Annotated in this window: 13 protein-coding genes; 5 read left to right on the forward strand and 8 right to left on the reverse strand. The window is 44.8% G+C overall.

Features of this window, described 5'->3' with window-relative positions; genetic code table 11:
• Positions 1–32 precede the first annotated feature (32 nt).
• From ECHVI_RS19060 to ECHVI_RS19070, 3 genes are all read right to left on the reverse strand, one after another.
• Positions 33–1,793 (reverse strand): RagB/SusD family nutrient uptake outer membrane protein, encoded by a 1,761-nt coding sequence (locus tag ECHVI_RS19060; RefSeq protein WP_041740037.1) that lies wholly within the window; start codon positions 1,791–1,793, stop codon positions 33–35.
• Between the two features lie 11 nt (positions 1,794–1,804).
• Positions 1,805–5,326 carry a SusC/RagA family TonB-linked outer membrane protein gene (locus ECHVI_RS19065; protein ID WP_015267669.1) on the reverse strand — a complete coding sequence of 1,174 codons (3,522 nt, stop codon included), beginning with the start codon at positions 5,324–5,326 and terminating at the stop codon, positions 1,805–1,807.
• Between the two features lie 148 nt (positions 5,327–5,474).
• Entirely contained in the window at positions 5,475–6,509 is a 1,035-nt protein-coding gene (locus ECHVI_RS19070) for a FecR family protein (RefSeq protein WP_015267671.1), read from the reverse strand.
• A 212-nt stretch (positions 6,510–6,721) separates the two neighbouring features.
• On the opposite strand from ECHVI_RS19070, the gene ECHVI_RS19075 reads away from it, so the two are divergent.
• The 3 genes from ECHVI_RS19075 to msrB all read left to right on the forward strand — a co-directional run bounded on the left by ECHVI_RS19075 (position 6,722) and on the right by msrB (position 8,704).
• Entirely contained in the window at positions 6,722–7,297 is a 576-nt protein-coding gene (locus ECHVI_RS19075; RefSeq protein WP_015267672.1) for an RNA polymerase sigma-70 factor, read from the forward strand.
• Positions 7,298–7,481: 184 nt separating this feature from the next.
• Entirely contained in the window at positions 7,482–8,087 is a 606-nt protein-coding gene (gene msrA / locus ECHVI_RS19080) for a peptide-methionine (S)-S-oxide reductase MsrA (protein ID WP_015267673.1), read from the forward strand.
• A 104-nt stretch (positions 8,088–8,191) separates the two neighbouring features.
• Positions 8,192–8,704 carry a peptide-methionine (R)-S-oxide reductase MsrB gene (msrB, locus tag ECHVI_RS19085; RefSeq protein ID WP_015267674.1) on the forward strand — a complete coding sequence of 171 codons (513 nt, stop codon included), beginning with the start codon at positions 8,192–8,194 and terminating at the stop codon, positions 8,702–8,704.
• 163 nt (positions 8,705–8,867) lie between these two features.
• On the opposite strand, the gene ECHVI_RS19090 is transcribed toward msrB, so the two are convergent.
• Positions 8,868–9,512, reverse strand: a complete 645-nt coding sequence (locus ECHVI_RS19090) for an SDR family oxidoreductase (RefSeq protein ID WP_015267675.1) — start codon at positions 9,510–9,512, stop codon at positions 8,868–8,870.
• Positions 9,513–9,802: 290 nt separating this feature from the next.
• Here ECHVI_RS19090 and ECHVI_RS19095 point away from each other — a divergent pair, with 290 nt between their 5' ends.
• Together ECHVI_RS19095 and ECHVI_RS19100 are read left to right on the forward strand one after the other, a co-directional pair.
• Complete coding sequence (locus tag ECHVI_RS19095) at positions 9,803–10,561, forward strand: SDR family NAD(P)-dependent oxidoreductase (protein ID WP_015267676.1); 759 nt, start codon at positions 9,803–9,805, stop codon at positions 10,559–10,561.
• Positions 10,562–10,656: 95 nt separating this feature from the next.
• Positions 10,657–11,238 carry a TetR/AcrR family transcriptional regulator gene (locus ECHVI_RS19100; RefSeq protein ID WP_015267677.1) on the forward strand — a complete coding sequence of 194 codons (582 nt, stop codon included), beginning with the start codon at positions 10,657–10,659 and terminating at the stop codon, positions 11,236–11,238.
• 85 nt (positions 11,239–11,323) lie between these two features.
• Here ECHVI_RS19100 and ECHVI_RS19105 read toward each other — a convergent pair whose 3' ends face one another.
• The 4 genes from ECHVI_RS19105 to ECHVI_RS19120 all read right to left on the reverse strand — a co-directional run bounded on the left by ECHVI_RS19105 (position 11,324) and on the right by ECHVI_RS19120 (position 17,299).
• Positions 11,324–12,790, reverse strand: a complete 1,467-nt coding sequence (locus ECHVI_RS19105; RefSeq protein WP_015267678.1) for an alpha-L-fucosidase — start codon at positions 12,788–12,790, stop codon at positions 11,324–11,326.
• A gap of 234 nt (positions 12,791–13,024) precedes the next feature.
• Positions 13,025–14,149, reverse strand: coding sequence for a family 20 glycosylhydrolase (locus tag ECHVI_RS19110; RefSeq protein WP_015267679.1), 1,125 nt, complete (start codon positions 14,147–14,149; stop codon positions 13,025–13,027).
• A gap of 8 nt (positions 14,150–14,157) precedes the next feature.
• A complete protein-coding gene (locus tag ECHVI_RS19115; RefSeq protein ID WP_015267680.1) occupies positions 14,158–15,396 on the reverse strand; it encodes a heparan-alpha-glucosaminide N-acetyltransferase domain-containing protein in 1,239 nt (412 codons plus the stop codon).
• 280 nt (positions 15,397–15,676) lie between these two features.
• Positions 15,677–17,299: a sulfatase gene (locus ECHVI_RS19120; protein WP_015267681.1), complete on the reverse strand. Its 1,623-nt coding sequence runs from the start codon at positions 17,297–17,299 to the stop codon at positions 15,677–15,679.
• Between the last annotated feature and the right edge of the window lie 468 nt (positions 17,300–17,767).

The following is a 17,767-nucleotide window of genomic DNA, read 5'->3' on the forward strand; positions in this document are numbered from 1 at the left end:
TCAACTTTCAAAAGACAAGGTAAAGGGGCTAACTATTCTAACGTAGGGTCAAACGTCCCTCCCCAACCTTCATTTTGCTCTAAATTTGGATTGCGATCTAAAACAGCTTTTTGAATTGGGAAGAAGTAGTATGTTTCCGGTACCACACTGACCTTCACACCGGAACGTGGCACCTGTAAAATGGAGTATTTAAAATCCTCTTCCGTCAACTCATAGGCACTTGCCAATGAACGTGCTTCAACCAGTGGCATTTCTGAACCATCCTCATCAATAGCAATGGATTCCACTCCGTGCTTGGTAGTACCATCCAATCTATCCAGCATCCTAAGTCTTCTCAAATCCCAAAAACGATGTCCTTCAAAACAAAATTCAATATTCCTCTCGGCCAATATGGCTTCTCGAATTTGCTCTCTGGACCCTACCTGAATCCCAAAGTTCCCGTCATTTCCCGGAGTTATGCCAGCTCTTTCCCGGATTTGACGAAGTATTTCAAGGGCGGTCGTCATATCGCCCATCTCATTGGCTGCTTCTGCATAATTCAGCATTACTTCTGCAAAACGCATCAGGACATAATCAAGGTCATACTGTTGCACTTCAGCTTGGGTGAGATTTAGCAAACTGTTTTTTAGGATAAAAAAGCCAGTATAACGATCCAAATTGGTAGAATTTGTCTGTGCGGCAGGATTGATCCCAAAATCATCTAGCTCATGGGCAATACCCAATGCAGTATATTGGCGTTTTCCTGCCTTACCGGAGACTTCATAGGTCTTCCCTGCCCACACGATGGATTTATCAAACCTCGGATCTCGGTTTTTCCAATAGTTTTGCAAAAAATCGGCTTCAGACATGTAGTAGGCTCCTGTGGGGTCAGAATACAATTTCCCATCCTTCATGGGAAATTCCTTGATAAATTCCCAAGTAGGGCATGCCGAAGCCGGCCCTCTACTCTCCGAACCTGGACGAACACCATGTTCCCAAACGGCAGTTTTATTTGGATAGCTGTTAATCACTGAAAAAACCACCTCACTGTTCCTTTCCTCTAACGCTACGTTGGAATAATCCGCTACCAAAGCGTATCCTTGTTCCAACAATGTTTCATAGGCCAATTTATTGGCTTCAAAAGCCTCTTGCCAATGAGAATTATCCCAAGGGTTGGAAGGGTTAAATTGAGGCGAAGCTTTATACAGCAACACTTTTCCCTTAAAAGCCAACGCAAAATTTCCATCAATTTTCCCATAATCGGAACTGGAAGATTCAATATGGGTTGGCAGCAAATCTATTGCCTGGTCCAAATCTTCAATTAAGAAATCAAAACACTCCGCTGTGGTATTTCTAGCAACATATAAATCATCCTCGTAGCGATCCTGAGGGACCTTAATATAAGGAACCCCGCCATGATACATGACCATTTCAAAATAGGCATAAGCGCGCATAAACAGCGCTTGTCCCAGCACCTCGTCTTTAACTTCTTGTGATAAAGTACCTGTTTGAACATCTTGGATAGCCTGATTGATCAACCTGATTTGGTTATAATTCCAGCTTTTAAAATTGTCATTTGAAATCGTTATTTGGTCTTCATACCAAACGATCCCCGCTATTTGCTGACTAGTCCTGTCTGCACCAGTACTCCAATTGCCAAACATACTGTATAAATTTGCCAAGTATGCATTGGCCAGCCTTTCGTCATTCCATACTTGCTCAGGATCGTAGTTGTCGATGTTTTCTATATCTAGCACATCAGAACAACTCGTCATCCAGACCAGGATCGTCAGAGTATATATGATCTTTTTCATCGTATTGTTCATTAAAATTTAACATTTAAACCAACCGTCAGAGACTTCATAAGTGGAAAAGAATCGTAGTTCTTCTGCTCTGGATCATGAAATTCCTTCATATCGGAAATGGAAAACAGGTTGGTTCCATTGAAAAACACTTGGGCATTTGCCACGTTTATGGAGGACACCCAAGATTGGGGCAGGTTATAAGCTACATTCAGGTTTTTTAACCTCAGATAAGCGCCATTTCTAATCCAAAAAGAAGTCGAACCAGTGCCGGACTCATACCAGTTATACCCTATGGGGCGAGGATATTTGGCATTTGGATTCTCCGGTGTCCATACATCATCTGCCCATAGCGGGTAATAAGGCCGGATTGTTCCACCATGCTGCCTCATTCCTGCTCCTTCCTGGTTACTGATAATCCTGTCATACACGCCAACTCCTTGGAAATGGGCATTGACAGTAAAATTGTTCCAGTTTACATTGAACCCAAAACCGTAATTGAGCCGCGGTGCAGCATTATTTGATAACAATTGAAAATCATTACCGTCAATTTTACCATCAGGCCCTGGTGAGTAACCATCCCCTCGAATATCTTCAAAATAAAGCCCTCCAAGGTAAGGATCACGTCCATATTGCTTAAAACCAGCCTCCATGAGTTCATCTAGCTGCTCCTGCGTCCTGATAATGCCCAAAGCTCTTAAACCAAAAATGCGATTGGCCGGCTGGCCGATCTGACTTTCCGATGCCCGGTTGCCACCCTCAAGGTAAATCGGGTTTTGATCTAAAACATCCCATTGGTCTTTGGCATAACCCAAGTTACCATAGATGGAATAATCCAACTTACCTCCTGCTGCCATATCCCGCCACATTAAGGATAGTTCACCACCTCTCCAGGAACGAGCTGCATAATTTTCCGGAGCCAACGATTGGCCATAATTATCAGGAAGTGTTACCAACCTAGACCCTAGGATATCTTCTTCCTTTTTATAAAAAACATCTATCGACCCTGAAAGCCTTGTGTCGATCATTTCGAAATCCACTCCTATGTTGTAGGTAGTGGAAGTGGCCCAGGTCAAATTAGGATTGGGAGTATCCCCAGGTGCAATCCCTCTGTAAAGATCATTGCCGAAAATATAAGTGCCGCTATTTCCATAGGTCCTTATGTATGAAAACGGTGTGATTTTATTGCCATTGACATCTAGGTCATTTCCCGTGGTTCCTACAGAAGCGCGTAATTTCAAATCACTCAACCAGTTTGAGGCATTGGACATAAAAGGCTCATCAATGATCCTCCAGGCGGCTGAAACAGATGGGAAAAATCCCCAGCGTTTGTCTTTTGGAAATAAAGTATTACCATCATATCGGAAAGAAAACTCAGCAATATACCTTTCTGCAAAATTATAATTCACTCTACCGATCAGGGATCTCCTCGCTCCCACTTCCTCATAGCCATTACCATAGCGCATCTGGGCATCAGTAGAATACACAAAATCCTGATCATAGTCCGTTACGGGGTCTTCTGCCTTGGCAAATGCCCCATATAAGCCATTTTCTGCTTGTTCATAAACCGCCATCGCATCGATTCCATGTTTTCCAAAGACCTTCGAATAGTTCAAAAACCAATCAAATTGATAACTCCAAGCGGTATTGATATCATAGCTCAAAAACTCCTGGTTTTGGCTAAATGTAAATACATTGGTATTATTTGGATCGGGTGGAGCTGGTAAGAATCGATTCCCATCTGGATCGGCCTGGTTAAAGACATAATTGGTCTGAAAAGTCAGGAATTTCTTCCTCATGAAATCTTGGGCCAGGTAATTCCCCACGACCTTTGTGGTCAGTCCAGGCACCAAATCCCCCAAGTCGACATCCAAAGTGAGAATATTGTTCAATTGTCGTTTACGGGTCTTGATGTACCTATCCCCTACTATCTGATCAATAACACTCCATGCCAACCAACTCCCCATAGGAGTCTGGACAGGGTAATCGGTCACATAATTCGCTGGAGTTCCATCTTCCTCCAAGTAATAAGGATAAACCTTAGGCCAGTTAAACGTCACTCGGTATAAATCCGAAACATCATAATCATCATCTCCTGAAAAAGGCCAGTAAAACCGATCATGGTTTTGCTGGGTAGCAGCTATATTTACCCCAAGCTTGATTCGGTCCGAAATTTGGGCAGTGACGTTGGTTCGTAAGTTAAATTTTCCATGTTCGAGGCTTTTATACGATCCTTCCTCTCCTCTGTAACTCAACAGGGAATAATAGGTCAATTTATCACTTCCCCCTGTTACACTCAGGGAATAATTCTGACTCCAAGGATTCTGCCAAATAAAGTCGTTCACATTATAGCTTCTATCGCTGAAATAGGCAAATTCCTCTTCTCCATTGGGAGGAGCAGTTCCCCTATATTCTGCTACCCTATTCTGATAAATAAGCTCATCAGTTGCCGTGGTCTTATCCGATAGCAGCTCCATTGTGGGCGAAAAAAAAGCATAAGAAGTTTGGAAATTAAACATGGGTTTTTGCTTCGATCCGCTCTTGGTAGTCACCAAAACTACTCCATTTCCTGCACGGGACCCGTAAATAGATGCAGTAGCAGCATCCTTCAAAAAACTAATTTGATCCACCTCTTGGGCTTCCAATGCATCAAAAGCCGTCTTATCACGCACGATGCCGTCAATCACGTATAATGGATCGCCAAAACTCCCCCTGATCCTGATAGAGGAGGTAGAGCCTGAAAGCCCAGAAGTACCGGTCACATTTACCCCTGGAGCCCTACCGGCCAAAGTATTGGATAGGTTATTGGTGGGAATCTGAGTAAGGTTATCTGTTTCTACAGCAGTAATCGCTCCTGTTATATTTACCTTTTTCTGCTTTCCATATCCGACAACCACAAATTCCTCTAGGGCTTTGGTATCCTCCGCCATAGTGACATCTATTACACTTTTATCTCCTACGGGTATGATTTGAGTGGCATAACCAATAAACGAGAATATCAGTGCCCCTTCCTCTGGCACCATGATCGTATAATTTCCATCAATGTCTGTTACCGTACCTTTCGTGGTTCCCTGCACCGTAACGGTCACCCCTGGGATAGGCATCCCATTTTCATCGAGGATGGTGCCAGTGACCTTTACATCTGCCACATACGTTTCTTCCAATTCAGTAGGATGAACATGCCCTTTTTTCCCTACATAAATAACATTATTGATTCTTTTGAATTTTAGGTCAGCATCCATGGATAACTGCCTCAACACATTTCCTATGGACACATCTGCACTGGACGCTTCATTGGTGAAAGATTGCCTTCTTACATCTCCTCTTTTATAACTAAACCTAAAATCGGTTTCCTTTTCGATGGCTTTAAATATTTCCTCCACCGACATTTCATCTTCATTAAGGGACACATACACCTCTTCCAGACTTGTTTGTCCACTCGTCTCCCCAGCCAATAAACTGCTGAAGAACAAGCACTGAATGATCATACCGAAAAAGGCGTACTTTCCCACGGTTACAATTTTTTTTAGTAACTTTGTTTTCATACTTAAGTTGTTTATGGATAATTAATTGTCTGTTAAACAATTCGGATCATTGGGCATGCTGGACGACCAAATACAGCTATGCTCAGTGATCTTTTTTGTTTTTGATTATATTCTATTTTTGTTCATAGGCATTCTTTTTTCTTTTGGATTAATAAATAAGTATCTTTTCTTTTTCTATCCGATAGTTGAACTGGAATGTAAAACTCAGTCCTTCCAGCACGTGATCTAATGACTCATGCTCAAACCTTCCTGTAAAATCCTTACTGCTGGAAAAGCCCTTTCGTATATCAAACCTCACTCCATACCACTTTGTCAGTACGGCAATAACTTCTTGAAAACTGGCAGCCTTAAAACTGATAATATTGTCTTTCCAGGCAAACATTTCATCATATTCGACCCTGGACTTTGTCATACTACCGTCCACATACGAATAACTGACGGCTTCCATAGGTAGCAACGTAAACTGAAGTTTCCGCTCACTATTTTCGTCCATGACATTATTGGTAACTTTTACCTTACCCGTCAAAACGCCCACCTTGGTCTCTCCTAAATGGCCAGATTCCTTTACGACAAAGGAGGTCCCTAAGACTCGCGTAGTAGTATTTGGAGTTTTCACGATAAATGGCCGCTGTTCGTCCCTTTCAACATCAAAGAAAGCTTCTCCTTCCAAATAAACTTCCCTGACCTGATCATCAAAGTGACGGGGAAAGATCAGCTTACTTCCAGCATTCAAGTATACATGACTGCCATCTACCAACGTCAATTGTAATTTTTGCCCAATCGAGGTGGATTTTGTGATCATCTCTATTTTCTGTACAGGCATGGAATGCTCACTCTTATCCATCTTAGCTCCCCAAAACGCCAAACATCCCACCAACACCATCACTGCAGCAATGGCATACCATTTTTTGTATCCTCTTCTTTTTCGTTGAAACTCCCAGTCCTTTCTGTCGTCTCGAAAAGCCGGGTTTGAACGCTCTTTTACTTTTATTTTTTCTTTTATTTTTGAAAACAAAGCTTCACTATCCAAAGCCCCTTGCCCACCCATGTTCTCATCATACTTCTCAAATTCCTTCTCGAGTTGACACTTTCCAGAGGCTGAATTAATCCATACCAATATCTCATGCACTTCCTCAGAAGTACACTTTCCCTCAAAAAATTTCCTTATAAGCAATGGACTCATTTCTACCGATGTTTATTTATTAATACGCTTCACCATTCTAATCCCCCTAATACTTCCTTTATTTTTTATTAAATAATTTTTCAGTTATAAAATATTTTAAAACAAAACAATTGATTTTTACTTATTTTATTATAAAAATCACTTTCATTTTTTTATATTACAACACACTTCATCCCCCTTCCTTTCATTTTATTAAAAACAGTGTTACTTAAATGCATACCGATCTTTCTGAAATAGCGTTTAGAATCAAACAAAGTGATAAAAGTGCTTTTCACGAGTTTTATCAATTATTCCATAAAAGGATCTACTTTTTCTGTATCCACTATGGCTTAAAATCGTCTGATGCTGAAGAAATAACACAGGACGTCTTCGTTAAATTCTGGTGCTCGAGAAAAAATATAGACCCAGAAAAATGTATAAAAGCCTATCTTTTTATGATTTCCAAAAACACGATCCTTGATATGCTCAGAAAAAGCATCCGATCCAAAGCCAACAAGACCTATCAAATGAACCTAATTCTCCCTGTAAATAATACGGAGAACACCCTTGAATACAATGAACTCATGGGAATTGTAGAAAAAACGCTTACAGCCTTACCCGAAAGGAGAAGACAGGTTTTCGAAATGTCTCGATTACAGGGAATGTCTCATAAAGAAATCGCTAGTAATTTGAATATTTCTACTAAAACGGTTGAAAACCATCTTACATTAGCTCTTCAAAACTTCAGACAAGTATTTCAGGATGCCAAAATCATGTCTACATCACTATTGGCCTTTTTTCTCACTTGACATCGCTAACGCACAGCTTCATCACCACTTTTTACTATTACTCCCTTACCCCTACCTTTGCTAATTTTTTGCCGCTAATATGAACCGAAAACAAACCATTTACCGGGCATTTCACGTACTATAAAATGTACGAACAAAAAATAAAGCATAGTAACCCTATCCCCATTCGATTATGAAAAGCCTTATGCTGACCCTGGCATGCCTACTGCTGCTCTTCACCCCCCAGATTGCCCAATCCGCTGAATCGGCCAAAACGGATAGCGCCACCTTTGCCGCAGGATGCTTCTGGTGTGTGGAAGCACAGTTTTTACAACTTGAAGGAGTATCAAAAGTGGTGTCGGGATACACTGGAGGCCATGTGGCCAATCCTACCTACAAAGCTGTCTGTACCGGTAAAACCGGCCATGCAGAAGCCATTTCCATCGTGTATGATCCAGCGGTGATCACCTATGATGAACTGTTGGAAGCCTTTTTTGTCGCCCATGACCCTACCCAGCTAAACCGGCAGGGAAATGATGTCGGCACCCAGTATAGAAGTGCCATATTTTACCATTCTGCGGCCCAAAAGGAAAAAGCTGAATATTATATCCGCAAACTGGACGAAGAAAACATCTATCCCAAAAAGATTGTTACGGAAGTAGCGCCCATGGAGAAATTCTATGTAGCAGAAGAGTACCACCAGAACTACTACAATCTGAATAAAAATCAAGGTTATTGCCAGTTTGTCATTACGCCAAAATTAGAAAAATTCAAAAAGGTGTTTAAAGATAAATTGAAGGAAAGCAAATAACTGATGATGATGACCAGTGGTAAAATCGATGGCGTTTAGCGCACCAACACCATGTTTTGTCATGCTACACAGGCAACACACCCTACACTAAAGCAACAAGCATCATGAAAAAAATTATCTTATTGGGTCTCGTACTGCTTTCCGTTTATGGCAGCAGCATGGGACAAAGCCAAAAAACCGACAATCCCTATTATTCCAGAACGGATACTACCAAACTGAACGTTTCGGACAGCGAATGGAAAGAAATCCTTCCTCCTTTTCTCTACGCCGTCGCCCGTGAAGCTGCCACAGAAAGGGCCTTTACCGGCAAATACTGGGACAGCGATACAAAAGGCACGTATTATTGTGCGGTCTGTGGTAACAAATTGTTCCTTTCAGAGGCTAAATTCCAAAGCGACTGTGGATGGCCCAGTTTTTTTGAGGCGGTACGCAAAAATAGTGTGATCTACCAAGAAGATAATTCCCATGGCATGCAGCGCATCGAAGTACTTTGTGGAAGATGCGACTCCCATCTTGGACATATCTTTAACGATGGGCCTCCCCCCACGCACAAGCGTTTTTGTATGAATTCGGTTTCCTTGGATTTTGAGCCCTTGGGCACTGTTGGCCTCAACTGAGCCAAGCATTGACAATAAAGAGAAGATTTTAAGAAGAATTGCAGGGTGGCTGTTGTTATCAATCCAGCGCCACCTCATCCACCAAAACCCATGCCCTGTCCCCTCCCCGCGATATAAAAAGTGCAGCAGGAACTACAAGCGAAATGGCTATCATCCACTTATCCTAGAGCTGTTCTAGGGCTTTGGGAATGGATCGTTCGCCACTGACTAGATCAAAGGACTTTTTGACTGTCCGATCCGTTTTAAGCGCTTCAAGAACAGTATGGGCGACATCCGCCCTAGGGATTGTGCTACGGTCAAGGGTTCCTCCTGCATTAACCTTCCCTGTTCCAGGTTCGTTCAGCAGCCCACCTGGCCGGATGATGGTATAGTCCAGCTTGCTCATCTCTAACATCCGGTCAGCATAATGCTTGGCCACGTAATATGGGCGCAGGGCATCGTTCCAATTTTCCCGGTTATTGGCCTGCAAGGCACTGATCATCACAAACCGTTTGACATTGGCTGCTTCCGCTGCCTCCACGCATTTAACGGCTCCATCCAGGTCGATCAACAAGGTTTTGTCTGCCCCGGTCTTCCCACCGGATCCAGCCGTAAATACAACCGCATCGCATCCTTTCATGGCCTTGGTCAAGTCCTCCACCGGGCCTTCCAAATCAGCCAAAACACTCGTGATGCCTTTTTCCTTCAAACCAGCTTTCTGTTCTTCCTTTCTGACCATGGCTACTGGCGAAAAGCCATCAGCTGCCTGAAGGTTCTCCACGATCAATTGGCCTATTTGTCCATTTGCTCCTATCACAAGTACTTTCATTGCATGCTTATTTTTGGTTGAGCATAAAGTTAAAAAGATCAAGGAGACTTCAAAAAATATAAAGGTAAGAAGGGTGGAAAGCGGGATGGTTAAAAAGGCCTAATTTGACAGGTAAGGGATTAGTAAGTCCATTCGCCACCACCTCACTCCTCCGATTCCTGAGCCCAGCCAAAGGAAAGCCAAAAATTTTTTTCATTATCATCACCATTCTGGAACTATCGTTCCAATATGCAGGTTTCTTTCTGGAACGATCGTTCTAAAATATTTTTAACACAATAAACACAAGCTTTATGAGTCATTTAAACGGAAAAGTGGCCGTGGTCACTGGAGGCAACAGTGGCATTGGCTATTCCACTGCGAAAAAACTAAAAGAAGAAGGTGCGCAGGTCATCATCACCGGTCGATCTGCCGAAAAAGTCAATGTAGCGGCTGCTGAGCTAGGCGTCACGGGCATTACTGCAGATGTTTTGGAGCTAGCGGCGATTGATGCGGCAGTCAACCAGGTGAAAGCCGATTTTGGTCATGTCGATATCCTTTTTGTCAATGCAGGCATCTTTTTACCGGCGCCGATTGGCCAAACGACGGAAGACCTCTTTGACCAACAGATGGACATCAATCTCAAAGGAGCCGTATTTACCATCGAGAAATTCTTGCCCATTCTGAAGGATGGTGGGAGCATCATCAACTTGTCCTCCATCAATGCCTACACAGGAATGCCCAACACAAGCATCTACGGTGCATCCAAAGCGGCACTGAATTCCTACACCAGAACAGCAGCCACCGAACTGGCACCCCGAAAGATCCGCGTGAATGCGGTCAATCCCGGGCCTGTTTACACTCCGATTTTCAGTAAAACCGGCATGTCTGAAGACCAGCTTAACGGTATGGCCGCAGCGATGCAAAACAGAATCCCGCTCAAACGATACGGAAAACCTGAAGACATTGCCGAATTGGTAGCTTTCTTGGCCTCTGACAGGGCATCCTTTATTACCGGTGCAGAATACAACATCGATGGCGGTACCAATGTCAATCCGCTGCTGGTAAGCTAATGTTTTTTTGTATTGATTTGGAATGAAAATTCCAATATCGGAACTTTGCGGGTACCGAGTGAACATGTACCTGTAAAGTTCCGATGTAATAAACCATGCCAAGAGATAAGTCATTCGATGAGCAGAAAGTGCTGGAAAAGGCCATGAACCTTTTTTGGAGAAAGGGCTACTACGCCACTTCTATCCAAGACCTGGTGGCCTTTCTGGACATCAACAGGGCAAGCCTGTACGCTACTTTTGGCGGTAAAAAAGAACTGTTTGAAAAGGCTTTCTGCCATTATACCACCACCCAATCATCCCACCAACGAGAATTTCTCGACTCCCATCCAGATGTAAGAACTGGATTAAAAAAGCTCTTTGAACGTGCCATTCAGGAATCCTCCCTGGACACGGAAAAAAAAGGCTGCTTTGCCGTCAACTGCACCGTTGAGTTCATCTCGCATGAAGCGGAATTTGCGACACTGATCAATCAGAACAAACTTCGCTGCGAGACCATGCTTTATCACTACCTAACTACTGGCGTCGAGCGCAACCAAATATCCAAAGACAAGGACCTTCGTGCCATCGCCACCCTCTTTTTCACCTTTTATAATGGCCTAAAGGTCATCACCAAAACAGACTTCGACCCCACCGAATTTTCCCGGTCGGTAGATGCGCTGCTTTCGGTGTTGGATTAGTATTTTTCACGGGAACAGATATGTAGTAAAGCGATCCTTTTCTCTCTCTAGCAGCAGACAAGCTCGTGCATAATGGGTGACCACCTCACTCTACATTCGTAATCCGGAAACTCCAAGCATGCTGGCAGGGCATCTGGTTAGAGGCCAAGCGGGGTACGGTAACCAAGAGATCTTTTCCTTGCTGCTGAAAATCCAGTGGAGCATCATGCCCCAGCAACGTGACTTCCGTGGACGTGCTGGCCTGGAGGTCCTTGATGCGTAATGTCTCCGCCGGATAGACAGGGCTGATGGCATATACATCTCCTTCTTTTTGGGTAAAGAACAGCTGTTTGACGGCCTTTCCGGGAGTGGGATCGATGGTTTGCTTGAGGATGTAATCACCACCACGATATCCCTTCTCGTGGTCAATTTCACGGTCTCCTTCAGACCATTGGGCAGCCTTAGTCCATTTTCTGGTACCATAGATAGCTTCCCCATTCACTTCTAGCCATTGGCCTATTTCGAGCAGCCTCTCTTGCATGATGGGAGGAATGTTTCCCCGAGCGTCTGGACCGATGTCCAGCAGGAGATTACCGCCATTGCTCACGATATCCACCAGCATCAGGATCAGGGCCTGGGCACTATTATAGTCCTGTGCATCTTCGTTTTGGTTGTATCCAAAGGAAAATCCCATGCCGCGGCACTCTTCCCATGGCTTGTCAAAGGTCTTACCGGCCTCGTATTCGGTCGTATAGTAACCGCCATGCTGTTGGCGAAGGCCTTTGCCCCAGCGGTCGTTAACAAGAATATGGTCTTTGGCGGCCGATTCGTTATAGAGCCAGGCCAGGAATGCTTCACTTTTCCACTGCTCCCCTTCCATTTCCCATTCACCATCCGTCCAAAGAATATCCGGTTGATAACGCTGGACCAGATCTTTGATCTGGGGGAGATAATGATCTTCTACAAACCGCTCCTTGTCATGCTGCCACCACGGGTGGTACCATTCGTACAGGGAGTAATACACCCCCATCTTCACTTCCGTCTTGCGCACCGCCTTGGTAAGCTCACCGACAAGGTCTCGATGGGCCCCTACTTCCATGCTGTTCCAGGCAAATCCACGGTCATTGGCCTGTTCGTTTGGCCACAGGGTAAAACCGTCATGGTGCTTGGAAGTCAGGACAATGTATTTGGCTCCGGCCTCTTCAAAAAGTGCCGCCCATTCCTTGGGATCGAACAGGTCTGCGGTAAACATTTCCCCAAAATTATAATAAGGAAAATCCTCCCCATATGTTTTGACATGGTATCGGTATACTTCATCCCCTTCAAAATCTCCATTGCCAAACAACTTTTTGCTCTGCAGCCAATACTGGTACCACTCGGTATAAGTGCCTTTGGGTGACCATGCGGGCACCGAATACGGCCCCCAATGAATAAAAATCCCAAATTTCGCATCCTCAAACCAAGCGGGCACTGGCCGCTGATCCAAGGAAGCCCAGTTGGCCTCATATTCCTGCGCCTGAAGGGAAACGGTCACTACCATCAGGCAAAGGAGCAATAATCTTTTCGTTTTCATAAGTTCAGGAAGTTACTATTTTCAGTTAATGATTTGTTCAACGTTGGCATTATTTCTCATCACTACTCAATGGACAAAACTCCTTACCGAACGTCATCACGAACGCCATGGCCACGGAGTAGCGCGATCCCATTATCCAAAACATGGGCTCGCTTCGCCATCCTTCTCCCCCTCCCGGACAGGCAAGCGCTCAGGATGACGAAAGGGAAATGCTTTACCACCTCTTTCTCCCTTTCAGGGGTTCGTTTGTCCTTCCAGTTCATTCACCCTGTCAAACATCACTCGAAAGGTATGCCAAGCGGTTTCATTGCCTCCTTCTTGGTCAGGTTTATTGGCATAAAACCCTTCCATAAAGCCTCCTGCACTGGACCAAACGGTTTGCATCATGCCGTAAAAGTTGGGCTTCATTTCTTCGGTAGCCGAATCCCTAAACCGGTACATATCCTCTACCTGCTGCGCGGACACCTTGGGTTTACGCCAATTGCACGTCAGCACACGAAGGCCCTTCATGGCGAAATAAACGGCCGACTGATCAGGTCTTTCGTAATGCCAATCCCCGATCACCACATCCTTTGGGATCATGTCAATGGCTCGGTGGGTGTTGTTCATGCTGGCTTCCCACATTCCCAGTCCGGTGATCTTCCCATCCAGCAGGCGGTCTCCCCAGATCCATAGCTCCCGGCCGCTATCAGCCAAATGATTGCGGATTCTCCAAACTTCATCCGCAAAGAGCTTGGCCTTGTCCCTTCCGCTACAACGTGGACATTGGTCGTCTCCGATGTAAAACACCTCGTCCATCCCTGCATGAAAAGCCTCTGCTTCAAAGGCATCACAGATTTCATCTACCAAATCAAAGACCACCGCATGCACATCCGGATGCAGGGGACAGTAACTTTTGCAATAAAGCCCATCTTCATTGGGCCATTCGTAATTCTCGGGCAATTGCACGTGGGGCGTCTCATCAAACTCCGGATATACTTCCAGCAATTTACCCAAATCACCATGCCAAGACTGATGGCCGAGCAAGTTGACCTGTGGAATAATTTGAATGCCATTTTCCCGACATACCTTTACCAACTGCTTTACCTCTCCTTTGGTCAGTGGATCATCTGCCCGAAGTTCGGGATGGCTTTCATATTCATAGCCATATTCCACACGCAGTATCAGTACATTTACCTTGCGCGGAGCCAATTCTTCGTCGATGAACTGCACAAACCTGTCCAGTTCATTGGGAGAAGGGGCGGCAATGGCAAACGCCCGCACCGGAAGTTGGCGGGAGGTAGTGTCCTGCCCCTTAAGGCCAAAAACATTGGCCAAAATCACCAATAGTGTACAGCATAATTTGAAGAAATTGTTCATAACGCTTATTATAGTTTTAATCGAATTTGTTTTCTTTCCAATAAACCTGTGAGCAGGACGATGGCCAGTGCATAGCCTAAGCACTTCAGGATCCCCAAATGCCCCGTGCGCAGAACATCAGGCAACTGTACCCCTACCATGACATAAAGTGCATAATGGACATACGGAATCAGGTAACAAGTCAAGGTACTTGTTCCTGCAGGTTTGAGCCAGCTAAACCACGCTTTCTTCCCTTTAATGTCTACCAGCCAAATAAAAAAACCAAAAGCGGCCACGCTTATGGTCAGGCAAATGGCCACCCAAGAAGGTGAGTCACCGATTTTATGAATTCCCCAAAGGGGTCTTGTAGCGATACCATAGCCTAGCATCACCCCTGAAAAACCCGTTACAAATTGCGCAAAGCGTCTTGACTGTCCCTGTAAGAACCATCTTTGATAATAAAGTGACACCACTACACCCGCCATGGTAAATGCCGGCATGGCACCATTCCCCACGATCCACACATAAGGCTTGACGGGCTCCAGAAATTCCAGCAAGCCCAGGCTTTCCAACGAATTAAAGGCCATGAAGAAGAGAAAAGCCATCCATTGTTTAAGGAGATTGCCTTTGGTAAACAGGAATATCAAGGCACAAATCAGGTACGCCCATCCTATCAATCCCAAAATCCCATACCAATGGAACTTCATACCACTCAGGTTGGCTTCAGTGCCTCCCCGGTAAAGAAATGCCATGATCACCAACAACCCGATCCCGATCCCCCTCAACCCTCTTTTAGCGACTTTCCTCCAGCCCAAAGGATAATCCATCCAGATCAAGAAAAAGCCCGCTGTGATCAATAGCTGCCAAACAGGCTTGGTCAAGGGCGCTTGTGCCGCATAAGATTCCAAGTTGACGTGAAAGATGCCCATGACCAACAATGCCAGCCCCCGTAGGATAATATGCTCCGCCAGCTTGATCTTGGGTATTCTTTTACGAAAACGATTCTGCAGCGCAAATGGAATGGATAAACCAACGATAAATAGAAATGCTGGAAAAATGACATCCGAAAAGCCTAGTCGATCCTCCCCGACCGCAGCATGGCCCAACCAATCGGGGTATCCCTCCAATGTCCACAAGTCGTTCACAAAAATCATCAACAGCATGGTAACCGCCCGAAACACATCGATGGCATACGATCGCTTCGCTTCAATTATCGGTTCCGAAACTTTGGACGGCCTTTGGGTTTTCGTAGGATTATTGACATGCATTGGCTGAATTTAATACTTTATTTTATTAAAAACTAAACCATCAATAATGTAATTTATACAATAATAGTTTTTTATTTAATGATTTTTTTTACAAACAACCCTTAATACATCGAAAATTACCGGAGCTGTGAAGTAAAATGTGAAAGGTATTATTGTTTTAAGATGGCTATATCAATCCCAGTGAGGACATTGTTTTTTGGCAACTCGTATAGTAAAATTTACCTGCATGGGTGAATGGTTAGATTTCAGTAAAATCGCTCACCATATCGAGGTTATTTTTTTATTCACTCGTTACTTTACTTCCCCACCAATCGTCATTGGGCTGCCATCCAGGTGAAAGCATAGCTTTCCGCTGCTCTTCGAGTGTTTGTAGACGCTGGGTCCTCATCCGTTCTTGCCACTCGGCTTCCTTTGCAGGATCATAATTAGGGTCAGGATAGGGAAACCGAGCCTTATGCGCTTCCAGATAGTCCCGTAGCTTTTGGGTGAGCCGCTTCACGGTTTTCGGCTCTGAGCCGGCAAGGTCATGCTGCTCGTACGGATCCGAAGGTAAATGGTAAAGCTCAGCTTGCCCATTTTCCCAGTAATATATCAGCTTCCACTCACCGGACCTGATAATGGAACTTGGATCGCCCCCTTGGTTTCCATAGTGGGGATAATGCCAATAAAGATCCCGGGGATTGATCTTTTTACCCTCCATCACAGGTACCAAGCTCACCCCCTCCACTCCTTTCAGGGCTGTCAAGTCTCCACCGGTCAACTCTACCAGTGTAGGCAATAAATCAATATTACTGGCTGGCGTTTGGATGGCTCCTCCTAGGGTGCCTGGCACCTTTATGAAAAGGGGCACTCGAAGTCCTCCTTCCCACTGATACCCCTTCCCTCCACGGAGGGGCAAATTGGAGGTGGAGAAATTATCGCCAGAAGCTACACCACCATGGTCCGATGTAAACACCACTAAGGTATTGTCAGCCAGCCCCTGAGCCTCCAAGGCCTCCAACACCATTCCCACGGCCTCATCCATGGTATCCACCAATCCCCCGTACACTGGATTATCCTGCACCTGTCGAATGGGCATCCGTCGTTCCATGGCATACCCATTGGCTGCAATACCCGACTCCTCAGCTTTGTCACGGTACTTGGACCACTTCTCTGCCGTCGTCTGGATGGGGCCATGTACGGCATAAAAAGATATCATGGCAAAAAAGGGCTTCTCATGTGCGTTTTCGATAAATGCTGCTGTCTCTTTTGCCAGACGGATGCTGAGGTTTTCTCCATCTGGCCCTTGGCTAAGCTTTGGATTATCATATGGGGCAAAATAGCCGCCCTTTGGACTGCCCGCTTCATAACCACCGATATTGATATCGAAGCCATGGTCCTCAGGGAATGAACCTTCACCGCCCAAATGCCATTTTCCCGCAAAAAAGGTCTCATAACCATTTGCTTTCATGGCTTCTGGAATGGTGATAAGCTGATCGGGAAGGGAATGGGAATAATTTGGCGGAAGCAACTGGGTGAAGCGTCCATAATTTCGCCATTGCTCTCCCTCTGGGGCACCTATCCAATCGGTAATACCGTGTACTGCGGGCGTAACACCTGTCATCAACCCCGCCCGCGAGGGACTACAAACCCTTGACGAAGCATATCCCTGCTCAAAACGAAAAGCTGCATTTCCTAACTTGTCGATATGTGGGGTTTCATAAAAATCACTTCCCGTAATGCCCAAATCATGATACCCCAGGTCATCCACCAAAATTACCAAGACATTGGGCTGGTTGTTTTCTTGACCACTTGCTGGATGAATGGCCACCAATCCTAACATCAATGAAACCAATACAAACGGTTTTAAATCCCGCTTAAAAAACAAATTCACCATACTGCTCAGATCATATAAATTTCGCATAATGTAACATTATACAACTTTTTACTTATGAAACATAGGAAAAAATAAATATTACTTAAGCAAAACGTAAAATTTTCCATTTCGGTAGGTGATTATGCCTTACGGCTTGACTTCAAGATACCGCTTACCACTAGGATGCTCAGGAGCACTCCACCTCTTAAACCCGCTTTTTGCATTAGGAATCGTAATGAGAGCTGAAACTACAAGGAAATCAGGCTGTTTGGAGATTGAATCATAGCATCGCTATGGTAAAATCGAAAACAGCAGCGAAGCGACTGATTTTGAAGTAGGTTCAGGTCGCAATACTTGTGCACCGTGGTGTAGATAGGCTAATGCATAATGCGGGTTAAAGGAGTACCCGCAACACGGGCGATCCCTGCCTTGCAGGAAAGCCCTACCGCGTACTTTATACTTTCCCCATCATTAAACCAACTGCCCCACCACTTTTGTGGATCAAGCGGAAAAGTT

The organism is Echinicola vietnamensis DSM 17526 (assembly GCF_000325705.1).
GTDB classification, from domain to species: Bacteria; Bacteroidota; Bacteroidia; order Cytophagales; family Cyclobacteriaceae; genus Echinicola; species Echinicola vietnamensis.